General features: G+C 53.3%; 19 protein-coding genes and 2 pseudogenes. 17 read left to right on the forward strand and 4 right to left on the reverse strand.

Annotated features, from left to right (window positions below):
- Positions 1 to 60 precede the first annotated feature (60 nt).
- The 3 genes from BLO51_RS03160 to BLO51_RS03170 all read right to left on the reverse strand — a co-directional run bounded on the left by BLO51_RS03160 (position 61) and on the right by BLO51_RS03170 (position 4,007).
- Entirely contained in the window at positions 61 to 981 is a 921-nt protein-coding gene (locus BLO51_RS03160) for a hypothetical protein (protein WP_090666769.1), read from the reverse strand.
- Between the two features lie 168 nt (positions 982 to 1,149).
- Positions 1,150 to 2,202 carry a YqhG family protein gene (locus tag BLO51_RS03165; RefSeq protein ID WP_342672325.1) on the reverse strand — a complete coding sequence of 351 codons (1,053 nt, stop codon included), beginning with the start codon at positions 2,200 to 2,202 and terminating at the stop codon, positions 1,150 to 1,152.
- Positions 2,199 to 4,007: a DEAD/DEAH box helicase gene (locus BLO51_RS03170; protein ID WP_090666772.1), complete on the reverse strand. Its 1,809-nt coding sequence runs from the start codon at positions 4,005 to 4,007 to the stop codon at positions 2,199 to 2,201. The genes BLO51_RS03165 and BLO51_RS03170 overlap by 4 nt, the downstream gene beginning before the upstream one ends.
- 435 nt (positions 4,008 to 4,442) lie before the next feature.
- On the opposite strand from BLO51_RS03170, the gene BLO51_RS03175 reads away from it, so the two are divergent.
- A complete protein-coding gene (locus BLO51_RS03175) occupies positions 4,443 to 5,288 on the forward strand; it encodes a lipoate--protein ligase family protein (RefSeq protein WP_090667006.1) in 846 nt (281 codons plus the stop codon).
- Between the two features lie 22 nt (positions 5,289 to 5,310).
- On the opposite strand, the gene dat is transcribed toward BLO51_RS03175, so the two are convergent.
- Positions 5,311 to 6,162: a D-amino-acid transaminase gene (gene dat, locus BLO51_RS03180; protein WP_090666774.1), complete on the reverse strand. Its 852-nt coding sequence runs from the start codon at positions 6,160 to 6,162 to the stop codon at positions 5,311 to 5,313.
- A gap of 398 nt (positions 6,163 to 6,560) precedes the next feature.
- Here dat and BLO51_RS03185 point away from each other — a divergent pair, with 398 nt between their 5' ends.
- From BLO51_RS03185 to BLO51_RS03250, 16 genes and pseudogenes are all read left to right on the forward strand, one after another.
- Positions 6,561 to 9,155, forward strand: a complete 2,595-nt coding sequence (locus BLO51_RS03185; protein WP_090666776.1) for an adenosylcobalamin-dependent ribonucleoside-diphosphate reductase — start codon at positions 6,561 to 6,563, stop codon at positions 9,153 to 9,155.
- 841 nt (positions 9,156 to 9,996) lie between these two features.
- Entirely contained in the window at positions 9,997 to 10,665 is a 669-nt protein-coding gene (locus BLO51_RS03190; protein ID WP_090666778.1) for a Crp/Fnr family transcriptional regulator, read from the forward strand.
- A 185-nt stretch (positions 10,666 to 10,850) separates the two neighbouring features.
- Positions 10,851 to 12,917 (forward strand): hydantoinase/oxoprolinase family protein, encoded by a 2,067-nt coding sequence (locus BLO51_RS03195; protein ID WP_090666780.1) that lies wholly within the window; start codon positions 10,851 to 10,853, stop codon positions 12,915 to 12,917.
- 17 nt (positions 12,918 to 12,934) lie between these two features.
- The gene (locus BLO51_RS03200; protein ID WP_167670092.1) at positions 12,935 to 14,929 is read left to right on the forward strand and encodes a hydantoinase B/oxoprolinase family protein; all 1,995 of its coding nucleotides are present in this window, start codon (positions 12,935 to 12,937) and stop codon (positions 14,927 to 14,929) included.
- Positions 14,926 to 15,720 carry a creatininase family protein gene (locus BLO51_RS03205; RefSeq protein WP_090666784.1) on the forward strand — a complete coding sequence of 265 codons (795 nt, stop codon included), beginning with the start codon at positions 14,926 to 14,928 and terminating at the stop codon, positions 15,718 to 15,720. Before BLO51_RS03200 ends, BLO51_RS03205 begins: the two co-directional genes overlap by 4 nt.
- Before the next feature lie 148 nt (positions 15,721 to 15,868).
- Complete coding sequence (locus tag BLO51_RS03210) at positions 15,869 to 17,308, forward strand: 4-hydroxyphenylacetate 3-hydroxylase family protein (protein WP_090666787.1); 1,440 nt, start codon at positions 15,869 to 15,871, stop codon at positions 17,306 to 17,308.
- Positions 17,309 to 17,344: 36 nt separating this feature from the next.
- Positions 17,345 to 17,800 carry a PNPOx family protein gene (locus BLO51_RS03215; protein WP_090666789.1) on the forward strand — a complete coding sequence of 152 codons (456 nt, stop codon included), beginning with the start codon at positions 17,345 to 17,347 and terminating at the stop codon, positions 17,798 to 17,800.
- 16 nt (positions 17,801 to 17,816) lie between these two features.
- A complete protein-coding gene (locus tag BLO51_RS03220; protein ID WP_090666791.1) occupies positions 17,817 to 18,560 on the forward strand; it encodes a DUF2848 family protein in 744 nt (247 codons plus the stop codon).
- A 3-nt stretch (positions 18,561 to 18,563) separates the two neighbouring features.
- Positions 18,564 to 18,908, forward strand: a complete 345-nt coding sequence (locus BLO51_RS03225) for a cupin domain-containing protein (protein WP_090666793.1) — start codon at positions 18,564 to 18,566, stop codon at positions 18,906 to 18,908.
- Positions 18,909 to 19,085, forward strand: a pseudogene (locus tag BLO51_RS30070) (alpha-ketoglutarate transporter); the annotation flags it as partial.
- 72 nt (positions 19,086 to 19,157) lie between these two features.
- Positions 19,158 to 20,579 (forward strand): NAD-dependent malic enzyme, encoded by a 1,422-nt coding sequence (locus BLO51_RS03230; RefSeq protein ID WP_090666795.1) that lies wholly within the window; start codon positions 19,158 to 19,160, stop codon positions 20,577 to 20,579.
- Positions 20,580 to 20,675: 96 nt separating this feature from the next.
- Positions 20,676 to 21,449: a carbon-nitrogen family hydrolase gene (locus BLO51_RS03235; protein ID WP_090666797.1), complete on the forward strand. Its 774-nt coding sequence runs from the start codon at positions 20,676 to 20,678 to the stop codon at positions 21,447 to 21,449.
- Between the two features lie 69 nt (positions 21,450 to 21,518).
- Positions 21,519 to 21,722 (forward strand): hypothetical protein, encoded by a 204-nt coding sequence (locus BLO51_RS28415; protein ID WP_245719517.1) that lies wholly within the window; start codon positions 21,519 to 21,521, stop codon positions 21,720 to 21,722.
- Positions 21,723 to 21,912: 190 nt separating this feature from the next.
- Positions 21,913 to 22,817: pseudogene (locus BLO51_RS30075) on the forward strand (malic enzyme-like NAD(P)-binding protein).
- Between the two features lie 100 nt (positions 22,818 to 22,917).
- Entirely contained in the window at positions 22,918 to 23,430 is a 513-nt protein-coding gene (locus tag BLO51_RS03245; RefSeq protein ID WP_090666798.1) for an acyl-CoA thioesterase, read from the forward strand.
- Positions 23,431 to 23,608: 178 nt separating this feature from the next.
- A complete protein-coding gene (locus tag BLO51_RS03250; protein WP_090666800.1) occupies positions 23,609 to 24,415 on the forward strand; it encodes a hypothetical protein in 807 nt (268 codons plus the stop codon).
- Positions 24,416 to 24,483 lie beyond the last annotated feature (68 nt).

Genomic DNA, 24,483 nt, shown 5'->3' on the forward strand with positions numbered 1-24,483 from the left:
AAAAGCTTCTTGCCGTCAGGCGGGAAGCTTTTCGATATAGGGAAGAGGAGAAACCGTAGGTTAAGGGTAAAAGCTGCCGAGACGCTGCAGCGCCTCGTAGGGAAGAAAGCGGTCGTCGTCCTGCCGGAATTGCACGAAGCGATCCCCGCTGGACCACACTTGAAAGCCTGCGACGGGAAGCGGCACGGTGACACTGCCTTCGTAAAGCTCGGCGGCGAACACGGGCTTGCTGCCTTGAGCGATCAACTGCTTCAGATCGTCGAAGGGCAATGGCTTGCCCGATTTGTTTTGCACCCACGGCAGCCGGGCATAAGGCTCCGCGGGCTCCGCTTGCCCGCTTTCCTTTATTGTATGCTTGGCATCGGTATTGGTGATGTTTGGCGCGGGCGCCGCTTTGCTCTTGGGCAGCTTGGCGTCGCCGGTGAAAGGCATTTCCTCACCGGTTTTGGCGTCGATATACCAGATGCGGTCCGCGTTTTGCACGGTAATTTTCCAGAGCGCCTGCAGCGGACCAAAGTATAATCTCTCGGTTTGATACGGATATTCGATAAGTTCAAGCTGCACCAAGCTTCGATGCAGCGTTTGCAAGCTGAATAACGGGTAAGCGCCTTTGCCATACTCGGTCAGCCGGTACGTATCTGCTTCTCCGGCGTGGATAACCAGATAGCCCGCTTCCGAGCCTCCGGCGCTGACGATGATGACCCAGCCATGCATGCCCGGTCCGAGCGGATAGCTTGTCCAGGACGCCTGCTGCCACGGCTCGAAGCCGGGCTGGAGCGCGAGCTGCTTCATAAACCGCTCCACGGCCGCTTGCAGCGTCGGAGCGGCAATGTCGGTTGCCGGTTCCGTCGGCGGCGCGGACGGAGGAGCCGATGGCTTTGTTTCCTGCACCGCATGCGCGGGGGGCGATTCGAGCGGCCAGGCCGCAAGCAGGCTTGTGCCGAGCAGCAGCGAGACGAGCGCGAACGAAAGCTTTTTCATAGTTTCACCTGCTTCGCTTGGGAGTCGTTGGCCTGAGTATCGGCATTATGCGCATTCCACTGCGAATATGTCTTTATTGTACAAGGTATGCGCCGAAAAGATTGTTAGAACCTGTAGCCCGTCCAAAAATACTTTCCTCTGAAAAACGTACCGTTTCGCGCCCGTTCGTCAGTACGCGGGCGGTTTCGCAGAGGAGACGTGGAACAATCCGCAGTTGATGGCGGATATTCGGATGCGCGGGCGGTACTGCCATTCGATTTCCCGGGAGCGGCCGGCGTACTGCGCCTCGATGTCCGGTCTTTGATCGGGCTCGGCGGTCTTGAGCAGCGCTTCGTAATAATCGCGGACGCGAGCCTGTTCATCCGCGAGCCGAAGCTGGGCTTCCTTCGCCCAACGGTGGTCGTACTTGGCCAGCTTGTTTTCCAGATGCTCTTCCAGGTAGAGCACCGCGCGGGGCAGCGCAATGCGGTCCGGGGTAATGTAGACGTGAGCGGGCAGCTGCGGTGTAAAAGTGACCGGAGCGATCCAATCCATGAACCGCTCGCGGATCACGCCCGTTTGCAGCTGGATGCCCAGCGAGTGAATTTCGCTGCGCTTCATATCGCAGGCCAGCTCTACCTTGAAATTGACGGCGAGCCAAGTATCGTAAGGCACGGTTGCGGATCGCCGAGGCTGCTCCAGCACATGCTGCTCGAACAGCCGGACATACTTACCTTTTGCCCGGACGGCGGCGAACAGCTGCTCCAGCCGCCGGCTGCCGTAGGTCACTTCGTCCCGCGGAATGCGCGCGGTAAAAGCTGTCGGCACGAAGCCGAAATAGCGGCCGAGGATGCTGTCTCCCTGCGGCGGCTGTGCTACGCCGGGCATCGTGCCCGTCTGCGCCGCAGCTCCTGCGGGGGGCCCGCCGGGCGGCGTCCCGGCCGTGCCCGCGAGCCCGGGAGCGGCGGTGCTGACGCCGGGCAGAGGCCCGCCAGGAGGGCCGTGCGGCTGCAGCTCGCGGTAGGCTTCCGGGTCGAAGACGAAGGTGCACGTCATCGTCTCCGGGGTGACGCCGGTCCGTTCGACGAAGCTCCAATAATAAGGGCGGTGATTCAAATCCTTGTCGGCGGAGGGCGACAGCTTCACGGTCACGTAGGCCGGATGCTTCTCCATAATGTCGCACTGCTCCGCTTCCAGATAGCGCAGCACGAAGGAGCGGATCTGGTCCGCCGTCATCGTCATAGCCGGGCCTCCTCCCCGCCGTGGTCCTGCCCGGGGGTAAGGCGGCCTACCGCGTTCAGCACGCTTTGCAGCCGCGTGTTCTCCTGCGACTCATACTCCACCTCGGAGCGGACAACGGTGAACGATTGCCCCAGTTCGTCAAGCTGCTGGCGGATGTCCTCTTGGCTGCGCGAAGACAAGATCAATTTGGCCAGATGCGATTCGAGCGACGTTTTTTTCTCGAACCGCTCCAGAATCGTATCCAGCTCGCCGATGACCAGCTCGAACATGTTGATTTTCTCGTGCAGCAGCGATAAAATATGCTCCTCGATGGTGCCGAGGGTGGATAGGTTGTAGATTTTGACGTCCTCCTGCTGACCGAGCCGGTGCACGCGGCCGATCCGCTGCTCCACCCGCATCGGGTTCCACGGAAGGTCGAAGTTGATCATATGGTGGCAAAATTGCAGATTAATGCCTTCGCCCCCGGCTTCGGTGGCGATCAGCACTTGGGCCCGGTTGCGGAACAAGTCCATCATCCAGTCTTTTTTACCCCGGTTCATGCCGCCCCGGTAAGGGACGGCCGAAATTTTCCGCTCTTTCAAATAGTGCAGCAAATATTCCTGAGACGCGCGGTACTCCGTGAAAATAATCACTTTTTCCCCGATGTTGCCGATCAGCTCCATCACTTTTTCGGCTTTCGTATTCGCTTTGATGCTGCGAATCAGCTCGACAAGCTCCCAGATTTTGGCGCGGAGCGGTGAGTTCTCTTCGGTTTTCTTGAACAGGTTGACGAGTGTGATGAATACCGCATCCCGGCTGGAGCAAACTTCGCGCTGGAGCGTGACAAGCGACAAAATGCTGCCGATATCGCCGCCGGACTCCTCGTACCGCCCGCGGACGAAGTGGGTCACACCGTCGTACAGCGCCTGCTCTTCGGACGAGAGCTGCAAAGGGATATTGCGCACGATCCGTTTGGTGAAATTCACGTTGCCGTCGCTGCGCCGGTTGCGGATCATGACCTTGCTCAGCTCGTGCTGAAGCTGCTCTTCGTTCTTCGGAATCCGCTTGTCCACGACGAAATTCGCCTGAAAGCTGCCCTGACCGCCAAGCTGCCCCGGCTTGAGCAGGGTAATCAGGTTATACAGCTCTTTCAAGTCGTTCTGCACCGGCGTCGCCGTCAGCAGCAGGCAGTACTTTTTGCGCAGCTCGTTGATAAATTGGTAGTTGGTCGTCTTTTTGTTCTTCAGCTTGTGCGCCTCGTCCACGATCAACATATCGTATTCCAGCCCGAGCACGATGTCCCGGTGCGGGTCGCGCTTGGCCGTATCCATCGAAGCGACGACGACATCGTTCGCGGCCCACATGTATTCTTTTTTCTGGGCGACGGCGGAAATGCCGAATTTCTGGTTCAGCTCGCGCACCCATTGCAGCACCAGCGAAGCGGGCACGAGAATGAGCGCCTTGCGGACAAGTCCGCGGATCATGTACTCTTTGAGAATGAGGCCGGCCTCGATCGTTTTACCGAGCCCGACCTCGTCCGCCAGAATGGCCCGTCCGCGCATTTCGGTCAGTACTTTTTTGGCGGTATCGATCTGATGGTCCATCGGCACCAGATTCGGCAAATGCGACAAGCACTGGAGCTCGTCGAAGCTGCGGATCAGCCCCGATTGCTCGGCCTCTTCGGCCAGCCGGAACATCATCCAGTCATCCCACGGACCGTTGCGCTGCGCCCGGTCGTGCAGCTCCTCGAACCAATCCCGTTCAAAATACAGCTGAACATGCTCATTCAATTGACGCACGTGTTCTTTTCGCTCGGTGGATTGCATCGGACGCGCTCCTTTTCCATCGGGTAACGAATCGAGTCAATTTTTAGTATGCACGAAAATAAAGTCTTTCAAACGAACTGGCAATGCTTTATGATGAAAGGGATGGGGCCTGGCGGACGGACGCCAGGCTCTTGATTTCCGCGGTGACAGGTCGGTAGAGAAAGGGAGAGCAACCTTTGAGCAGATGCTTACGTATCTGCCTCGCGCTTCTGTTGACTGCGACCTGCGCCGGATGCTTCATATTCGGTTCGGAAGCCACGCCCCGCACGACGCCGGTTGATGCGGAAGCGTCTCACGCTTTGGATGAGCCGGGCGATCTGCTCGTGGCTGGAGATCAGCGGGTATTCGGCTTGCGTGCGGCAAAATGCCTCGCTGTTAAGAGGTAAAGCGAGCCGGCTTGCGGCCGGTGGCGATAGAAAATGGGAGGGATCGCGGATGACGCAGGAATGGCGATGGATTCGGTCCGGCTATGGTTCGCCGGCTTACAATATGGCGGTAGACGAAGCGATATTGACCGCGCACGGCGAAGGAGCAGCGCCGCCGACCGTGCGGTTTTACGGCTGGAATCCTCCGACACTGTCGATCGGTTATTTTCAGAAGGCGAAGGAAGAGATCGATTTCGATGCGCTGGAGCGCGAAGGCATAGGCTTCGTCCGGCGGGCGACCGGAGGTAGGGCGGTGCTCCACGATAAGGAGCTGACGTACAGCATCATCGTGTCCGAGAACTACCCCGGCATTCCACGAAGCGTGACGGAAGCGTATCGGGTGCTGAGCGAAGGGCTGCTGCTTGGGTTCCGCAAGCTCGGACTGGCGGCCGATATGGTGCAGCTCGAAAGCGAGGAGGACAAGAGCAAGTACGAGTCGATGGGCTCGGCGGCCTGCTTCGATTCACCTTCCTGGTACGAGCTTGTCGTGGAGGGGCGCAAGGTGGCCGGCAGCGCGCAGACCCGGCAGAAGGGCGTCGTGCTGCAGCACGGGTCGATTTTGCTCGATCTCGATGCGGACCAGTTGTTCCGGCTGCTCAGGTTCAAGAACGAACGGATCATGGAACGGATGAAGCAACAGTTTTTGCGGAAGGCGGTCGCGATCAACGATCTGCTTCGCAGCGTCGGACAACCGCCGGCCGGGCTGGCACAGACGGAAGAGGCGTTTCTGGCCGGCATGGCCGAGGGACTGGGCATAAAGCTGGTTCCGGGAGAGCTGACCTCATACGAGCAGGAGCTGGCGGAACGGCTGGCGGAAGAAAAATATGGCAATGAAGAATGGAACCTTCGGAGATAGCGCTCCGAAGGTTTTTTGATATTTATTGAGGGATGCAGGAGGAGATGGCCTGCTCGAAGGCTTGCTGCAGGCGGCGCGTGACCGGTCCCGGGCTGCCTGAGGCGACGGGAATGCCGTCAACGGAAATGACGGGCGTTACTTCGATGGTCGTACCAGTGACGAACGCTTCATCCGCCTGCCGGAGATCGTCCAGCGTGAACGGCGTTTCGGCAACCGGGATGCCGAGCTCGCGGGCCAGGCGCAGCGCCACGGCGCGCGTGATCCCGTGCAGGATCAAGTTGTCGGCGGGATGGGTAATGATTGCGCCTTGTTTGACGATCATCATGTTGGAGGCGCTGCACTCCGTGACCAATCCGCTGCGGTGCAATATGACGTCGTCCGCGCCTTGATCGAGCGCGTGCTGCTTCGCCAGCGTGTTGGGCAGCAGGTTGAGCGTCTTCAGGTCGCAGCGCAGCCACCGGATATCCTCCATCGTAACGACGGCGATGCCCTGCTGCATCGTGCGAACGGGACGCTTCAGCTCGGTCGTATAAGCCATAAGGACAGGTTCGGCATCAGCGGGAATCGCATGGGATCTAGGCGCCGTACCGCGGGTGATCTGGAGGTAAACGGTGCCTTCGATGAGCGAGTTTGCGGCGATTAATTGTTCCAACTGCTTTTGCAATTCGCTTGACGCAGCGGGCAAGTCTATGCGGACGGCAGCCGCCGTGCGCTCCAACCGCTTGAAATGCGCCTCGGCTTCGAACAATTTGCCTCCGTAGACGCGGAATACTTCATAGATGCCGTCGCCGAAATAGTACCCGCGATCGTCCGGCGAGACGCGAACTTCTTCCTTGGGAACGAGTCTGTCTTGGATCAAGTAAATCGGAGTCATGGGTACACCTCCCGTATCATGTAGGTTTTGGAAAATGGGAACATATGTTTGATAATACTGCTGAATACGGTTATACTATTACTAGACTAACAATCGGCTGAATCATTGTCAAAACGAAGCAAAGGGCAGATTTTCAAGGTTGGTTTCAACATGTTTTTGGGCGTACATAGATCCAGTTTTCCGTTAACTTAGGCCGGTTTTGTCGAAAAAGATGAATAGTTCATCAACAAAAAAGAGAGCCTGACCGCGAAAAAAGAAGCTATCGGGCTTGTATTCCTTACTACACCGTTAAATCCGCTTTTTGCCTATTCGTAACACAATATATTGTGTTGTATAATGAATTTCGCATACCATATATTGTGATTCATCTTTGAAAATATTTCCGGGAGGTTGTTGTTTTGAAGACCATGCAGCAGACCAAATTGGAAGGCTTAAGCGAAAAAATATTTCTTGACCGTTATGCGATGAAGGATGCCGATACCCGCAATACGAAGGTGGGAGATACGGTACTGGTGCTGACGAAGGACGATCCGAAGTTTCCGGCCAAGGAAGTAGGGGAAGTCATTGAACGTCAAGGAACCCAGGTCAAAGTCAAGCTGCGGAGCGGAGAGGTTGTCGATTCCTCCGTCGAGAAGCTGACGCTGACGCTGGAAAAAACGCCGCAGCAGATGTGGGACCGCTTGGCCGCTGCCATGGCTTCCGTGGAAGCAACTCCGGAGAAACGCAAGGAATGGACGGACAAGTTCCGTTACGTGCTCGATAACTGGAAGCTTGTGCCCGGCGGGCGGATCGCCGCGGGAGCGGACGCAAGCGACGAATTGACGCTGTTCAACTGCTATGTCATCCCGTCCCCGCATGACAGCCGCGGAGGTATCATGGCGACGCTGTCCGAAATGACGGAAATTATGGCGCGCGGAGGCGGCGTCGGGATTAACCTGTCCTCGCTTCGTCCGCGGCGTTCCGTTGTCAAAGGCGTCAACGGTTCTTCGAGCGGCGCGGTGTCATGGGGCGGACTGTTCAGCTACACGACCGGCTTGATCGAACAGGGCGGAAGCCGCCGCGGCGCGCTGATGCTGATGATCAACGACTGGCATCCGGACGTGGTCGATTTTATTACCGTGAAGCAAACGATGGGCCAGATCACGAACGCCAACTTGTCCGTATGCGTCAGCAACGGTTTTATGAAGGCGGTCAAAGAGGATCTGGATTGGGAATTGGTCTATCCGGATACGACCGACCCCGAATATGACGAGCTGTGGGACGGCGATTTGGACAAGTGGAGAAAGACCGGTAAAAAAATAAACCATTACCGTACGATCAAAGCGCGCGACGTATGGCATACGATTATCGAATCCGCATGGAAATCGGCGGAACCCGGGGTCGTATTTATGGAATATTACAACCAGATGTCCAACAGCTGGTATTTCAACCCGATCATCTGCACGAACCCTTGCGGCGAGCAGGGATTGCCGGCGTGGGGCGTATGCAATCTGTCCGCGATCAACCTGTCCAAGTTTTACGATGAGCATAATCACGACATGGCTTGGGACGAGCTTGCGGAGGTCGTCCGTTATTCCACGCGTTTTCTGGATAACGTTATTGACAAAACGCCGTATCACTTCGAACAAAACCGGGTGAACCAGCAGGACGAGCGCCGTGTCGGACTCGGCTCCATGGGTCTTGCCGAGCTGATGATTAAGCTGGGTATCCGCTACGGCAGTCCGGAATCGCTCGAATTCCTCGATAAGCTGTACGGCTTCATGGCGAAGGAAGCGTACTTGGCGTCTGCCGATATCGCGGAAGAGAAAGGCTCCTTCAAGCAGTTCGAAGCGGAACCGTTCCTGCAGAGCGGCTTCATGAAGCATATGACGTCCGTCTTCCCGGAAGTGGGCGCCGCCATCCAGCAGAAGGGCATGCGCAACGTAACGGTCATTACGCAGGCACCGACGGGCAGCACGGGAACGATGGTGGGCACCTCGACAGGGATCGAGCCGTACTTTGCGTTCGAGTACTACCGTCAAAGCCGTCTCGGCTTCGACAAGCAGTACGTGCCGATTGCTCAGGAATGGAAGGATCAGCATCCGAACGAAGAGCTGCCGGACTATTTCGTTACCGCCATGGATTTGTCCGCGGAAAATCATATTCGCGCACAGGCCGCCATTCAAAAATGGGTGGACAGCTCAATCTCCAAGACGGCGAACTGCCCGTCCGACTTTACGGTTGAAGAAACGAAGCAGCTGTACGAGCTTGCCTTCGATCTGGGCTGCAAAGGCGTGACGATTTATCGGGACGGCAGCCGCGACGTGCAGGTGCTGAGCACGGACAAGAAGGAAGAGAAGGCTGCGGAGGCGAAACCGGCAGCACAGCCGGCCGCGGCTGAGCCCGCTGCGGGCGAGGAGAAGTCTCTCACCAACCTGTCCCAATCGCTGGCAGTCAACATTGACGCCAAGACGGAGCAGGTGTTCGACAAGGAATACAAACGCCGTCCGCAGGCTCTACGCGGGGCGACATATAAATTCAATACCCCGTTCGGGATGGCTTACATTACGATTAACGATATGAACGGCAGCCCGAGCGAAATTTTCTTGAACGTAGGCAAAGCAGGTTCTGACGTCTTCGCGATGTCCGAAGCGCTGGGACGCGTCTGCTCGCTGTTTCTGCGCTACGGCGACCATGGCAACAAGGTGCAGCTGCTGATCAAGCACCTCAAGGGCATCGGCGGCTCCGGCGCGATCGGCTTCGGCGCAAACCGCGTCGAATCGATTGCCGACGCCGTCGCCAAAGCGCTCGAAATGCACGGCGATTTCTCCGAAAGCGCGGATGACTACATCACCGCCACGCAGGAGGTCGTGATGGAAACGACCGCTCAATACGCGGTAACACGCAGCGCGGCCACGTCTCTTGACCTGTGCCCGTCCTGCGGCTCGGCTTCGCTGATTAACACCGAAGGTTGTAAAAGTTGCAGCAACTGCGGCTACAGCCGTTGCAGCTAGAAAAGAGGCCTTCGGGCCTCTTTTCTCTTTTGTGTGTGAGTTGTAATTAAAAATGTCGCTGATTTGAGGATAAAATGTCGTTGAGTTGGAACATAAATGTCGCTGGCCCGTGAGAATGCTTTTTTGGGCATCACTGATATAATTTGTCCTTTGTCGTCCAGAGCCTGGCTGAAGGTGCTTCGGGTTGAACGAGGCACTGGTGCAAAAGCTCAAATGGAGAAGAAATTCTCAAACATCGTAAACTGCGCACCGACAGCACCGTCGTGGAATCCGACATTCATCACCCGACGGATGTCACGTTAATACTGTGGAGGCGCATAAAACGATTTTTTAAAAGCTTGTTGAAAAGAAAATTCTGGCTGCAGGGCGCATAAAAGCATGTTGACACTGCCAATCGGGATGATCTATGCTGAAACTTAAATTAGGCCTATATATCTTTTTGCCAACTCTATAAACCGGATGTCTATTCTTCGAACAAGGAATACGTGTCAGGGCCTGATCCACCGAAACAGTCGGACGAACTGTTCTGTCCTTACAATCGTTCAAAAATGAAATCGCTTACAAAAATGTCAAAATGCCTCTTCTGGGGAACGGCAAAGCAACGAAGCAAACACGATTGTATACAAAACATAATACTTGGAATAATACTTGGTATTCGCCTTAGCAGGCCTTCTTCGGCATCATTTACAAGTTGTGCGAATTGTTGGGATGTTTTAACTCAAAGCCGCTAGTGATAAGGCGGGTGGGTTAATCCCACCGGTACACGAGCGAACTTCCCGCCTGCGCTGCTTTGAATCTTGGCGCTTTATCAGTTTTATCAGTAAGGGAGTGCATAGAAGGTATGCAACATGCTTTTCATGAAGCATTTTTTCCCCGTCGATTCGGTCCGCTGCCGCCGGAAGTCAGTCAGCTTGTTAAACTCAAAATATTCGGGAAGGGGAGTATCATTGTTCAACAGGGTGAACCTGCGCAACACTTCTATTATGTGCATTCCGGTCAAGTGAAGGCATCGATCCTCAGATACGACGGTACGGAGAAAGTAGTCGCCTTTGCTGAGCCCGGTCAGTATTTCGCCGATGTTCCATTTTTTCAACAAGTTAATCATTGGTATAAATGCGAAGCGGTGGAACCCACTCAAGTAAGTGAGTTTTCTCAGGCTATGATGGAGATGATCATGCGGGCTCGACCGGATTTTGTCCTCACGTTGATGCAATCAATGGCGCATAAAGTTTGGATGCTCAGCAACCAGATGATGTCTTTGACCTTTGACCCGTTCGAAGTGCGGTTGGCTCGTATTTTGCTTGAAATTCTACGCTGGAGACCGAAGGGGACTCGCTCGCTGTCAATAACACATCAGGAGCTGTCGTCCTTGGTGGGCACATCCAGGGTAATGGTGACGAGGGTGCTTAACGAATGGCGGGAGCGCGGAATCGTTCAGATGCGCAAGGGGGAAGTATGCATTATTGATATGCCGGCGCTTGAACGGACGGCAGAGCTGGGAGCGGAATAAATAACCGGCGTCCTTACTCTGAAGCAGTCCTAAGTGCCGGACGCTTTTTTTTATCGGTATGTAAGTAAGTAACAGATACAGTAGCCATTGTTATGGTACAGTGTTTTCAAGCAGACGCAGACGAATTAAAATGTAACCGCTTACTGTCTCTGCATTCAGCAAGATTTTAGAAGGGAGAGGATTTAATGAGTTGGCGCATTGGTATCGACACAGGAGGCACTTTCACAGATTTGGTCGCGTTGAACGACGAGACGGGCGAAGAGAAGGTATTCAAAACATCAAGCACCCCCGATGACCCGTCTCGCGCATTCCTTACCGCAGTGCAGGGAGTAATGAAGGAGCTTGGCGTGGAGGCTTCCGACATTTCCATGCTTCTGCACGGTACGACGGTAGCTACCAACGCCGTATTGGAGTCAAAGTACTCTCGTCTCGGCCTTATCGTCACCCACGGATACCGCGACATGCTCGAGGTAGCCCGTCAGAACGTGCCCGGGGAGTTTGGCGCAATCACGTGGTGGATTAAGCCTGCCAGAGTTGTACCGCTTGAGCTTGTACGCGAGGTTAAAGGCAGACTTAACTACAAAGGCGAAGAACTGCTGCCGTTGGATGAGGATCAAATTCGACTGACAGCGCGTGAGTATCGTGAACTGGGCGTAAAAGCGATAGCCATATCATTCATCCACTCGTATCGAAATCCTGTACATGAGGAACGCGCACGTGAACTCATCCTGGAAGAATACCCGGAATGTTTTGTGTCTACGTCTGCCGATGTCATTCGTGAATATCGGGAATATGAACGGACATTAACGACGTGCTTAAATACCGGCTTAATGCCGCTTCTTTCCACTTATTTAGACAAGCTTAGCGACCGTATTCATGAGGCTGGCGCGTCGGCACCGTTGTTTGTAATGAAGTCTAGCGGTGGAGTTGCCACTGCAAACGAGCTGATCAAACGCCCTATTGCAGCTTCGCTCTCCGGACCGGCCGCCGGTATTATTGCTGCTGCCGCCATCTCCGCTGCAGCAGGCATTCATGACGTATTGACGCTCGATATGGGCGGCACCAGTACCGATATGGCTCTCATAGAGGGCGGTATTCCCAGGTTGCTGAATGAGGGGAAAATTGATATTTACGATATCAAATCTCCGATGATCGATATGACTACCGTCGGTGCCGGAGGCGGATCTATCGCTTGGTTAAGCGGCAATAAGTCGCTTCGTATCGGTCCGCAAAGCGCAGGCGCTAGTCCGGGTCCGGTATGCTATGGACGAGGCGGCCAAGAGCCTACGATAACGGATGCAAACATCGTCCTCGGCCGTATTCCGCCTTATCTGCTGGGTGGCTCCATGAAGTTGGATCGTCAAGCTGCCTATGATGCGATCAAGTCTAAGATTGCCGATCCCCTCGGCCTTTCCGTTGAAAAAGCGGCAGCTGGTATTCTCGAGCTCACCACGCAAAGTATTGCAGCCGGCATCCGCGTCGTTTCCGTCCGGCGCGGACGCGACCCGCGCAACTATGCATTGTTTGCATTCGGAGGAGCGGGAGGCCTTCTGGCTTCTCCAGTAGCCAAAGCGTTGGACATGAGAACGATTCTTGTACCAACCGCACCGGGCGCAACAGCGGCCGCCGGGTTATTATACTCGGACGTACGCGTCGATCACGTCATTACTGACGTGCAGAGTGAAGACATGCTGGATATGGAGCGGTTAAACGATGAGTTCAAACAGTTGCGCGAACGAGTCATGGATGATCTCGAACAGCAAGGGTTTGGCTCGGAACGTGTCCAGCTTCAAGCATTTCTAGATATGCGTTATGTCGGTCAGGCATTCGAGATTCGCGTCTCACTACCGATTGAACATCAGGCGGTGACTAGCGCAATTCACAGTGCCTTGAAGAACTTCCATGCCATACACGAAAATCAATACGGCTACGCCTATGAAAATAAAACTCTGGTTGAAATCGTCAATATCGGTGTTACCGGCTTCGGCTTGCTGGCTCCGCCCAGCCTACGTCCGAAAGCGGTTTCGAATAAGCAGTGGAGTGACCTGCTCAAAGGAGTGCGCCAATTATACATCAGCGAAACTTCCAGTTATGTGGATTGCCCGGTGTACGAGCGCCCCATGGAGCCTATGGCTGAACCGCTTGCAGGTCCGGCCGTCATTACGCAATACGACACGACGACGGTAGTCGAGCCCGGCTGGACGGTCCATGTGAACGAATACGGACACCTGCTTATTACACGGGAAGTTTAAGGGAGGGAATGTTCACTATGTCAAAGGACAACGCCGTATTTTTCGATACATCCGTTTATCGCACGCCGCAATACAAACCGTTTCGGCAGCAGGAGTGGCCTCGTTCGGAGGAAGAATGGATGCGTATTGAGCGTTGTAAAGCGCTCGTTGACCCGATTACACTGGATGTCGTTGAAGGCGGGCTTGAGGCTGCGATTGAAGAGGGCGAAGCGGCTGTCGAGCGGGCCGGCCGTTCGACGATCATTCGCGAGCAGCACGATTTCCGGGCATCCATTTGTACGGTCGACTGCAACAATGTAACATCCGTTTCTTGGGGGGCCAGCGCAGATCCGATCCGCGCCCACTTTCCGCTTGAGGAAATCCGCGAAGGCGACGTGTTTTTATATAACGATCCTTATGACTCGCACGGCACCATTACCCATCTGCCGGACTATTGTGTGTGCCTGCCGATCTTTCATAGCCAGCGGCTGATTGCATTCACCATGATCTTCGGACACACCGAGGATGTTGGCGGGCGCTCGGTCGGAAGCTGGCCTACTACATCGAGGAGTATTTTTGAAGAAGGAATCCAAGTTCCACCCGTCAAGCTGTGCAGCCAAGGGAAGTTCAACGAAGACATCTATAAAATAGTGCTTCGCAACACCCGCTTCCCGGATACGATGCGCGGCGATCTAGATGCATTTATCGGCGCCTGCCGAATCATTGAACGACAGATAAAGCAGATGTGTGATCGGCTTGGAGCGGATATTTTGGAAGCGGCTATGTACAAGCTGATGGATCGCTGCGCGGACGCGGTGCGGAACGTTATTTTGCCTATGTTCCCGAATGGCGAATTCACTGGCGAGGACTTCCTCGACAACGATGGCATCAATCTCGCCGATCCGGTAAAGCTGATGGTTACTTTGCGCAAGGATCCAGAAAAAATTATTCTCGATTGGACCGGTACGAACCCGCAGACGGAAGGACCGCTGAACTCCCCCAGTGATGGCCGCTTCCTCTCGAAATGGGTTGGCTCGTTCCTCGCTCAGTTCTCGCCGGGAACTGTCATCAACGAAGGGCTGACGAGAGTGTTCCGCTGCGAGCTGCCGCCGGGCACTGTGCTCACGTCGGAATATCCGGCAGCCGTCGTTAACAGAATGCAGTGCTGGTTCCGCAGCTTCGGTGCCTATGGCGCAGCGCTGGCGCAAGCGTTCGGCGGGCATGTTGTTGCGGATATGAACTGTGTGCAGGTGTACGGTGTATACGGCTATGGTGCGGATGGCAAGCCATGGATTTATCGTGAGGTGTTTGGAGGAGGCTCCGGAGCGCGGCCGACTGCCGACGGAACCGATGCAGTCGATATGGTCAACGACTCCAAAAATTTGCCGGCCGAATTCATCGAGCAGCGATATCCGGTGTTGATCGAGCGCGTAGCGCTAAATCCCAATTCGGGCGGTCCCGGTAAGTACCGCGGCGGCATGGGCTATGTGAAGGATATCCGGGTTTTGGCTGACTGCTACTACGTGACCTACGTCGACCGGACTGCCTTCGGCTGCTTTGGTGTCAACGGCGGAGAACCTGGAACACCTGGGAGAACATGGGTTAATCCGGGTACACCGCAGGAGAAGCTCGTTCAGTTTTGCCAAGAGGGTATTCCGGTTAAAGCGGGTGACCTTATCCGTGTTACTACGCCCGGCGGCGGAGGCTGGGGGGACCCCATTGAGCGTGAGACTGAAGAGGTGCGATTGGACGTCCTGCGTCAAATCGTTTCGCTTGAATGTGCAGAGCGTGACTATGGCGTAATTATTCACAAAAGCGTTCAGGGGCTGACAATCGATTATGTTGTCGATGAGGAGGCCACGGCCGCGCGCCGTAACCAAATTCGCCGGGAGCGTCCTCAGCTGAAGTTGATCAACCGCGGGCAATATGCGGAAGAGAAACGCGCAGCCGGAACAATCACGTTTCAAGATGTGTTTCTATCTGATGAGAACGGCTCTGCGGAAGCGGAAGCCGGCAAGGAGCAAGCGTTATGAGCTGCATCGACCTTAAGTACCTGACGTCGTCTGAAGCCGGCGAAGTTTCAAAGAGGCCGGGAGCGGTGGGGATAATCCCGGTTGGAGCCTTGGAGCAGCATGGACCGCATCTGCCGTTAGTAACGGATTCCGCTTTGGCTGAGATCCTGACTGCCAAAGTTGCAGAGTGCTTCAGAGAACCTGTAATAGTAACACCGACTTTAACCGCCGGCTTGTCAGAGCATCATGCCGATTTCCCGGGCACGATCACGCTGAATCCAACTTCTCTCGGAGCTGTGCTCGATTCATATATCGACGGACTCCAGCACATGGGCCTGAAGCGTATTTGTCTGCTGAGCTTTCACGGGGGGAACTTCACCTTTCTCGGTGAGTACGCTGCACGAAGTTCCGAAATCCGGAGTGAATTGCAGATTGAGGCTTACACCGATTTCCGCAGGTTCCTGCAGGTCATGTATGACGCCGGACTGTCCGCGGGTCTGAAGCTTACACCTGCGGACAGCCATGCAGGGTCTCTGGAAACGAGTTTGGCGCTGCATGCGATGGGTGAGCAATGGGTCCGCTCATTCGGAACAGTTTCCGGGTATACGGAAGCACGGCCCGGTTGGATGGAAACAATACAGCTGCATGGAGTGCGAGCCGTCAGTCCGAACGGCGTGTTCGGCACGCCCAGAGGGGCTAACGCCGCAGCCGGCAAAATTATTTTGGACGCACTTGTCAACGAAGTGGCGCTTTGGCTAAAGGATAAGTTCGGGCTGAACTCTATAGCAGCAGTCCAGCCACCTGTCAATTGACGTGTATCCGTTACCATTTGCAAGATGACTCGTAAAAGGCACTGGAATACAGCGTCTTTTACGGGTTTCTCTAACATGAACATGCTGAAATGAAACACTTTATGTATACACGACACACAATACTCTGTGCGTGAAAGGATGGTCAGCCATGGTTCGTAACGGCAAACAGTATTTGGAGTCTCTGAAGGACGACCGGTGCATCTATATTCATGGAGAGCGGGTCAAGGATGTAACGACACATCCGGCATTTGCCGGCATCGTCCAATCGTACGCCAAGCTGTATGATATGGCCGCCGATCCGGCAAACGAGATGACGTATACGACGGAGGACGGAACGGTCGCCAACAAGGTGTTCATGATTCCGCGCAGCCGCGATGATTTGGCGCAGCGCCGCCGGGCGATCCAGCGGTGGGCGGAAGCGACATGCGGCTTCGCCGGCCGCACTCCGGATCACGTCGCCAGTTTCCTGGCCGGGTTTTCGAGCTACCCGGAGGTGTTCGGCGAATATGAACGGAACGTGCATAACTATTACAAGAAAGCCCGCGACGAAGATCTGTTTGTCACGTACGTCATCATCCCGCCGCAGGTCGACCGCAGCAAGGCGGCTTACGAACAGGAAGAAAAGTATTTGCCGGTAGGCGTGCTGGAAGAGCGCAAGGACGGCATCGTCGTCCGCGGCTCGCAAATGCTTGGCACGAGCGCAGCGGTATCCAACGATTTGTTCGTCAGCTGCATTACTCCGCTGAGGCCGGGCGACGAAGATTACGCCGTTTCGTTCGTTGTGCCGCTGAACGCCCCGGGGTTGAAATTGTATCCGCGTCCGAGCTATGCGATGGGCAAGGAGAGCGTTTTCGATTATCCGCTGTCGACCCAGTTCGACGAAAGCGATTCGCTTATGGTGTTCGACGATGTGTTCGTTCCGTGGGAGCACGTCTTCGTCTACAGGAACATCGAGGCTACGCGCGATCAGTTCCATAAGACGCCGGCGCACGTGCTGGGTAACAATCAGGCACAAATCCGCCTCTGCACAAAAATCAAATTCCTGATCGGCATTGCCCGGAAAGTTACCGCAATGGGCGGCACTGACAAATTTCCACAAGTGCAGGAGCGGCTCGGCGAGCTGGCGTCGCTGGCGGCGACTGTCGAAGGCATGCTGCTGGCAAGCGAGTACGAGTGCATGTTCGACAAATACGGTAACGCCCGCCCGGCCTCACGCTATCTGTACGGCATCGTCGGGATGCAGGACCAGGTTTACGCCGGCGTTATCAAAATATTGCGCGAACTCGTCGGCGGCGGCGTGCTTCAGTTACCGTCCTCCTATCACGAGATGGTGAACGAGGAGACAAAGGATGATATCCGGCAATACATCCGTGCGACGGGCGTCGATTCCGAAATGAAGATCAAATTGTTCCGGCTCGCCTGGGATGTCATCGGCTCGGAATTCGCCGGCCGTCATCAGCAGTATGAAATGTTTTACAATGGAGCGCCTTTTGTGGTAAGAGGGCACGCGTTCCGCAATTACGGCTACCACGAGCCGCTTGAGCTGCTGGAGCGCTTCCTGAACAGCTACGAGCTGCCGAAAGCATAACAAGCATACGTCACGGAAGGAGGTTCATCACAAGCCATGTCCAAAGTGATTGCCGAATTATCGCCCGAAATGGTGCAGCAACTGCAAGGGCAAAATATCGTGTTCCTGAACATCGTCAACCGGGAAACGGGGGACATTTACTCCACCTGCCTGTCGTGGGTATATGCCGTCAGTCCGACGGCAATCCGCTTCGCCATAGATGCGAAATCGGATTTCGTGCAGATTTTGCAGCAGGATCCGCGGCTCATCATGAATTTTATCGTGCAGGAGACGGTGTTCTCCGTCAAAGGCAAGGCGGCCGTGAAGGTGGCCAAGACGGAAGGGCTGACGCTCAAAATGGCGCTCATCGAAGTAACTGTGGAAGAAATCCGGGACATCATGTTCTACGGCGGTAAAATCGTGACTCAACCGGCCTTCGTCAAGACCTACAAGGAAGATTTGATCAAGAAGCTGGACGACGAAATGAGAACCGCACTCAACAGCTTGCCGTAAAGCGAAACGGCGCAAAATGATACGAAAAAAGGACAGCGGGATTCATGAAAATCGCATTAAACCAGCCTTAAGAGAGGAAGTGCGCCATTTGGAATTGATTTGCAACGGAACGGCATTGCAATGGACGCCGAAACGGCTGGTTATCGCCGGATATACGGGGAAAAACCAGGAGGCCGTGAAAAAGCATATCGACGAATTGAAGGAGCTGGGGATCCCGGCTCCACCCCGGGTGCCCATGCTGTTTGATCTTTCCCCGCACCTACTGCAAACCGCAAGCGAAATTACGGTTGTCCGCAACGATGGTAGCGGCGAGGCGGAAGCCGTTTTGTTGGATGTGAACGGCAAATGGTACGTCGGGCTCGGCAGCGACCATACCGACCGCGTGCTGGAGGCGGTATCGATCCAAAAGTCGAAGGAGGTTTGCGCCAAGCCGGTCAGTAAAGAGGTGTGGGCGCTGGACAATATTTTGGACCACTGGGACGATATCGAAGTAAGAAGCTGGGTGGAGAAAGACGGCAAGGAGCAATTGTATCAATCCGGAACGCTCGGCGAGTTTCTGCACCCGAGCGAACTGATGCGCATCGTGCGGGAGCGAAGGTATGACGCCGCCGGCATGGCGTTATACTGCGGCACGCTCCCGCTGCACGGAGATTTTGTGTACGGAGGCACGTTCCGCGCAGAGATGACCGATCGCGCAACCGGTCGCAGAATTGAGCTCAAGTATCGCACAAAATTACTTAAAGACGCTGAGGAGGAATAAAACATGGCTAAACCGGAATTGGAATTTACGGATTACCGTCAATTTGAAGAGGTGCCGTTCAGCAAAGTGCAGGGGCTGACGGAACGGGTGATCGCCAAAGACCCGGAAAGCGGGGTTGCGACACGCATTCTCATTTTTGCACCGGGTACGGACACGTCTCCGAACGGCGTACAGATCCACGATTTCTGGGAAGAGTTGTACATCATCGAGGGCTCGATTTATGACCTCACGCTGAAGCAGGAGTTCACCGCCGGCATGGTGGCTTGCCGTCCGCCGGGCATGAAGCACGGGCCCTGGATTTCGAAAAACGGCTGCAAAACGTTCGAAGTTCGCTACTATTCCAAATAAATGTTCGGCGGAACTGCGGAATACATCACTTTATAGTTCAAAATCATCGGGTCCGAGTCGCTTTTTTACTTCTATGTAGCAGCCTGCGTCGCCGTGAGCTTCATTGTCTACTGGCGTATGGGTGAATCGTCATCGTCAAAAAGTTTCCAGCATCGAAGTCGAGCTCAACGCCAATAAAGCGATTGATCATTGTTTTTGACTATACGCTTATGAGTACGCCATATATTCAGCGGCAAAAGGAGATGTATCATGAGAGGTCAAACAAGCGGCATCCATACGATTATTTTAAGACTGGAAATGGAACCCAACATCGCGTTTATCCAAATAGCAAACGCCATTCATGAGACGGGCGGGGAAATTGTGGCAGTGGACACTGTAAGCAGAAGCAAGATTGTGAGTGTCCGCGATATAACGGTTTCAGTTCCGAATACAGAGAATGAAGCGGAATTAATTAACGGCATCGGTAAAGTGCCCGGAGTTAAAATAATGAACATATCCGATCGCACCTTTCTGATGCATATAGGAGGCAAGCTGGAAGTTAATTCGAGAGTGCCAATAAAAAACAGGGACGATCTTTCCCACGTGTATACCCCCGGTGTAGCCCGTGTCTGTATGGCGTTGCACGAAGACCCTGCCAAGGCATACTCGTTAACAATCAAACGCAACACGGTGGCAGTGGTGACCGATGGGACGGCTGTACTTGGTTTGGGCGATATAGGGCCAATTGCAGCTATGCCTGTGATGGAAGGGAAAGCGATGCTGTTTAAAGAAATGGCCGGGATTGATTCATTTCCTATTTGCATAAATACAAAAGATACGGAAGAAATCATTAAAATCGTCAAATCTATCGCTCCGGTATTTGGAGGAATTAATCTAGAAGATATCTCCTCACCCCGCTGTTTCGAAATCGAAGAACGATTACTGAGAGAACTGGATATACCGGTATTTCATGATGATCAACACGGAACGGCTGTAGTGATGTTAGCAGGATTGATAAACGCATTAAAGATAGTCGGCAAAGACATGGCAGAAATTAAAGTGGTTTTCAGCGGGATTGGCGCGGCAGGCGTGGCTTGCACGAAAATGTTGATCGAAGCCGGTGTAAAGCATATCGTCGGGGCCACAAGATCTGCAGGTATTCTGCATCGGGGCGAAAATTACGATAATCCGATGTTTGAATGGTATTCGCAGCATACCAATCCTGACAGTATAACCGGTAGTTTGTCAGATGCTATGAATGATGCAGATGTGTTTATCGGCTTGTCCGGTCCGAATGTCATTGATGCAGAAGATTTAAAGAAAATGGCCCGGGATCCCATCGTTTTTGCCATGGCCAATCCCATCCCGGAGATTTTGCCGGAAGTGGCAGAACCTTTCGTTCGAGTAATGGCAACTGGAAGATCTGATTATCCGAATCAGTTAAATAACGTATTATGCTTCCCAGGGATATTTAGAGGCGCATTGGATTGCCAAGCGACGAAAATAAACGAGGAGATGAAACTTGCTGCGGCTTACGCAATCGCTTCAATAGTAGGGGAAGACGAGCTAAATGAGCAGTATATCATCCCGAGTGTTTTCAATACCCGAGTTGTTGAAATCGTTAGAAAAAAAGTCATCCAAGCAGCTATGGAATCGGGAGTCGCACGGAAAATTCCACACGAATTCGCTTAAACAGCATTGATTACAAGGAAGATTTGGTCAAAAAGCTCGATGACGAAATGAGAACCGCAACTTAAGGGTTTGTCTTAAGAGAGGAGCAACAGGTTTATGAAAATTGCTTCCATTCAGTTGGAAATCAATGATCAGGAGTCCAAAGAGGAACGCATCCAGCGTGCTGCGGCTCTCGTGGATCAGGCGGCGGCTGACGCCGATCTGATCCTACTTCCAGAAATTTGGGCTACTGGATACTTCTCCTTTGATAACTATGTGAAAGAAGCTGAACCATTGGACGGCTCGTTCGTGCAGCTGTTCGCAGACAAGGCGAAGCAGCACGCCGTCTGGATATTCGCCGGAAGCTTCGTGGAAGTGAAGGACAGTAGTTATTACAACACCAGCGTCATGTTTGACCGTCAGGGCAAGCTGGCAGGCACGTATCAAAAGACGCATTTATTCCGCTATGGATCCAAAGAAGGCGAGATACTTACAAGAGGAGAGGGCGCTAAAGTATTTGAAACGGAATTCGGTAAGATTGGACTTACAACGTGTTACGATTTACGATTTCCCGAATTATACCGGCAGCAGGTTGATCTGGGAGCGGAGTTTTTCCTTATCACATCTGCTTGGCCGCATCAGCGACTGGAGCATTGGAAGATGTTCAATACAGCACGGGCACTTGAGAATCAGTGCTTTCTCATTTCCTGCAACTGTGTTGGTACAACTCGTGGCGTGCTCCTTGGCGGACACAGCTCGGTAATCGATCCATGGGGTACAGTGCTAGCATCAAGTGGGGAACGGGAAACGATCGTCAAGGCGGAGATCGACCCAACGGAAGTGCAGCGTATTCGCGAAGTATTCCCCAGCTTAAAGCATCGCGTTCTGTAAGAAAGCAATAGCATCAACCCCCTTGAGGGCGCTGCGGGCATTATTTTTCTTACGCCGATCCTGTTACCGATCGCCGCCCAATACGGCGTGGATCCAATTCACCTAGGGCCGATCATCATTATCAATCTGACGATCGGCCTGGCATCCGCCTTTCGGTACCGTGCTATTTATCACATCGGCGACAACCGGAGTATTGGACTACGTCTTTCCCTCCCGGCCTGTTTGCACCGAAGTGATGGATTAGATAGAGGCGCCTACTCATTTGACTTGTAAATGGGTGTGGCGCCTTTTCGAATCAAAAGAATATTGGGCACAATCAGCATTTAAATTCGAGACGCAGAGAAGTAGATCGGACGCTGCTTAATTAGCCTGTGGAGGCGGCCAATAACATCGCGGTGAATGTTTGCGAATCGGCGTGGCAATAGAGGAAAATCTATACCAATTTGTTTGGAGTGATACATTAATGTTGGGGAATTTACGTTCTAGTACGAGCGTCATATTGCGATTGGAGATGCATAAGGAGTTAGTCACGTTCGGACAGATCGCCACGACGATCGGCGACGGGGGCGGGGAAATCATGGCGGTCGACGTAAGCGGCTCAACCAAGTCGACGACAACGCGCGACATAACAGTGCAGGTCAGCGATTCGGATATGATAAATACGATCGTGGACAAGCTGCGAGGCTTGCCCGGCGTGAAAGTCATTAACGCATCGGATCAGACGTTCCTTGTCCACCTTTGGCGGCAAAATCGAAACGACTCCGAAAATGCCAATCAAAAACCGAGAAGATTTGTCACGTGTTTATACGCCGGGAGTCGCCCGGGTATGTATGGCGATTCACGCATACAGCAATGATGCATGGCGGTGGTATGCGGAGCATACGAATCCACACGGTCTAAGGGGCAAGCTGTCTGACGTGATCAAGGAGGCCGACGTGTTCATCGGGCTGTCCGGTCCGAAGTTACTCTCCGTCGAAGACGTGAAGAAGATGGCTGACGATCCCATCGTGTTCGCAATGGCGATCCGACCCCAGAAATTACGCCGGAGGAAGCCGAGCCGTATGTGCGCGTCATGGCTACCGGTCGTTCAGACTATCCGAACCAGATCAACAACGTGCTTTGTTTCCCAGGTATATTCCGTGGAGCGCTGGACTGCCGGGCGAGTCGAATCAACGAGGAGATGAAGTTGGCCGCGGCGAAAGCGATCGCGTCGTCGTAAGTGAAGACGAGCTGAACGAATACTACATTATACCGAGCGTGTTTGACCATAATGTCGTGAAACGGGTGCGTGAAGCCGTTGTACAGGCAGCCATCGATTCCAGCGTCGCCCGACGCCGGCGGAGAAGCGACAAAAGGCAAAGCGAATAAAGCAGGCAAAATGTGAGAATCGGCTGTCGGTCAAGCGGGGATACAGGAAGCGGATCGAGCAAACTATTCGTATAAACCAACTAAAAAAGGGGCTTTCTGTATGGAAATCAGATATGTGAGAGAATCGAGGACGTATAAAACGTCGCGCATTTTTCCGACTGACGTCAACAATCACAATACGTTATTCGGCGGTAAGCTGATGTCGTATATTGACGATATTGCCTCCATTTCCGCGTCGAAGCATTGCCGGCAATCGATTGTGACGGCCTCGACTGACTCCGTCGACTTCTTGTTGCCGATCCGTCCGACTGATTCGGTATGCCTGGAATCGTTCGTCACCTGGACGGGCAAGAGCTCGATGGAAGTGTTCGTGAAGGTGATCACAGAAGATTTGAAAAGCGGAAAACGGGATATTGCCGCCACTTCGTTCTTGACGTTCGTCGCGCTGGACGAAAACAGAAAGCCAGTTATCGTGCCGCAAGTCATACCCGAAACACAGGAAGAAATCATGCTGCACGAATCTGCCAAGCAGCGAGCTGAAATGCGGAAGTTCCGTCGGGAGGGAAGCAAAGAGTTTTCCGATCATTTGCAAATGAAATTCCCTTGGGAATAATCGATACCGAAGAAACGTCCTGGAGACTGCTGGACAGAAAGTGCTAATTAGTTGCTCCTGAGATTCAATTTCATAATTGAATTTCAAGTATAAGAAAGTTCCCTAGTAGTTGTAAGGGGGACTTTCTGCGATACTGGATTCTACTGCTAGTCAAGAATCAAGCGAAAGGAGTTAAGTAATGGAAACGATACATTTGTCACATCCATGTGAAATTGAGACAACGACCAAATGTTCGTGCGCCATGGCTCTTGGTTTTTTTGATGGGATACATATCGCCCATCAATCTCTTATTAATCGAGCGGCCAGGATTGCACGGGCCGAAAAATTAGCTTTGACAGTTATGACGTTTTACCCACATCCCCGACAGATTGTTGGTCATATGTTAGAACCGATGAAGTATTTGACACCCTTGCGTATCAAAGAACAAATTTTTTCACGTTTGGGTGTAGACAGGCTATATGTTGTTCGGTTTGACGAAAATATCGCGAAATTGTCATCCAGCGATTTTGTACAAGAATATTTGATCTCTTTACGAGCAAAGCACGTTGTTGCAGGATTTGATTTCAAATACGGGAACAGAGGCGAGGGGAGTATAGAGACTCTCAGGAATGAAGGGGCAGGCTATTTTAACGTACATGAAGAGGAAAAATTAAGTCATCAGTACAAAAAGATTAGTTCTACGCATATTCGGCATCTTGTGTCGGATGGTTTGGTTGATTTAGTTCCGGAATATCTTGGGAAGCATTATGAAATCAAGGGGACGAAAATTTCGACAGGTGTCTTCATCATATCCGAACCATTTCTGTTGCCCAAAAGTGGAATCTATTATACGAAAATTGATAGTATCGACCAAAGTTTTTATGGAATCTGCAGGGTCTATAAAGCAGTGAGAATCGTGATAACGAACCATCATGATTTTGCAGAAGAAAACGACGAAGTGACTTTCCACTGGTTGAAACGTCTAGAATCGATGCCGTCAGTATAAATCAAGTACCCAGTTTTGGTCAAAGACGCTATTTTGAATATTTCAGTGCGGCGGAGCCGCTTGGTTAA

The organism is Paenibacillus tianmuensis, from assembly GCF_900100345.1.
Lineage (GTDB): Bacteria > Bacillota > Bacilli > Paenibacillales > NBRC-103111 > Paenibacillus_G > Paenibacillus_G tianmuensis.

What these genes read in the sequence shown, in the direction of transcription:
- BLO51_RS03200 (WP_167670092.1), top strand. Translation starts at nt 12,935, where the DNA reads ATGTCAAAGGACAACGCCGTATTTTTCGATACATCCGTTTATCGCACG.
- BLO51_RS03205 (WP_090666784.1), top strand. Translation starts at nt 14,926, where the DNA reads ATGAGCTGCATCGACCTTAAGTACCTGACGTCGTCTGAAGCCGGCGAA.
- BLO51_RS03195 (WP_090666780.1), top strand. Translation starts at nt 10,851, where the DNA reads ATGAGTTGGCGCATTGGTATCGACACAGGAGGCACTTTCACAGATTTG.
- BLO51_RS03170 (WP_090666772.1), bottom strand. Translation starts at nt 4,007, where the DNA reads ATGCAATCCACCGAGCGAAAAGAACACGTGCGTCAATTGAATGAGCAT.
- BLO51_RS03245 (WP_090666798.1), top strand. Translation starts at nt 22,918, where the DNA reads ATGGAAATCAGATATGTGAGAGAATCGAGGACGTATAAAACGTCGCGC.
- BLO51_RS03250 (WP_090666800.1), top strand. Translation starts at nt 23,609, where the DNA reads ATGGAAACGATACATTTGTCACATCCATGTGAAATTGAGACAACGACC.
- BLO51_RS03165 (WP_342672325.1), bottom strand. Translation starts at nt 2,202, where the DNA reads ATGACGATGACGGCGGACCAGATCCGCTCCTTCGTGCTGCGCTATCTG.
- BLO51_RS03220 (WP_090666791.1), top strand. Translation starts at nt 17,817, where the DNA reads ATGATACGAAAAAAGGACAGCGGGATTCATGAAAATCGCATTAAACCA.
- BLO51_RS03230 (WP_090666795.1), top strand. Translation starts at nt 19,158, where the DNA reads ATGAGAGGTCAAACAAGCGGCATCCATACGATTATTTTAAGACTGGAA.
- BLO51_RS03215 (WP_090666789.1), top strand. Translation starts at nt 17,345, where the DNA reads ATGTCCAAAGTGATTGCCGAATTATCGCCCGAAATGGTGCAGCAACTG.
- BLO51_RS03210 (WP_090666787.1), top strand. Translation starts at nt 15,869, where the DNA reads ATGGTTCGTAACGGCAAACAGTATTTGGAGTCTCTGAAGGACGACCGG.
- BLO51_RS03225 (WP_090666793.1), top strand. Translation starts at nt 18,564, where the DNA reads ATGGCTAAACCGGAATTGGAATTTACGGATTACCGTCAATTTGAAGAG.
- BLO51_RS03160 (WP_090666769.1), bottom strand. Translation starts at nt 981, where the DNA reads ATGAAAAAGCTTTCGTTCGCGCTCGTCTCGCTGCTGCTCGGCACAAGC.
- BLO51_RS03175 (WP_090667006.1), top strand. Translation starts at nt 4,443, where the DNA reads ATGACGCAGGAATGGCGATGGATTCGGTCCGGCTATGGTTCGCCGGCT.
- BLO51_RS03190 (WP_090666778.1), top strand. Translation starts at nt 9,997, where the DNA reads ATGCAACATGCTTTTCATGAAGCATTTTTTCCCCGTCGATTCGGTCCG.
- BLO51_RS03235 (WP_090666797.1), top strand. Translation starts at nt 20,676, where the DNA reads ATGAAAATTGCTTCCATTCAGTTGGAAATCAATGATCAGGAGTCCAAA.
- dat (WP_090666774.1), bottom strand. Translation starts at nt 6,162, where the DNA reads ATGACTCCGATTTACTTGATCCAAGACAGACTCGTTCCCAAGGAAGAA.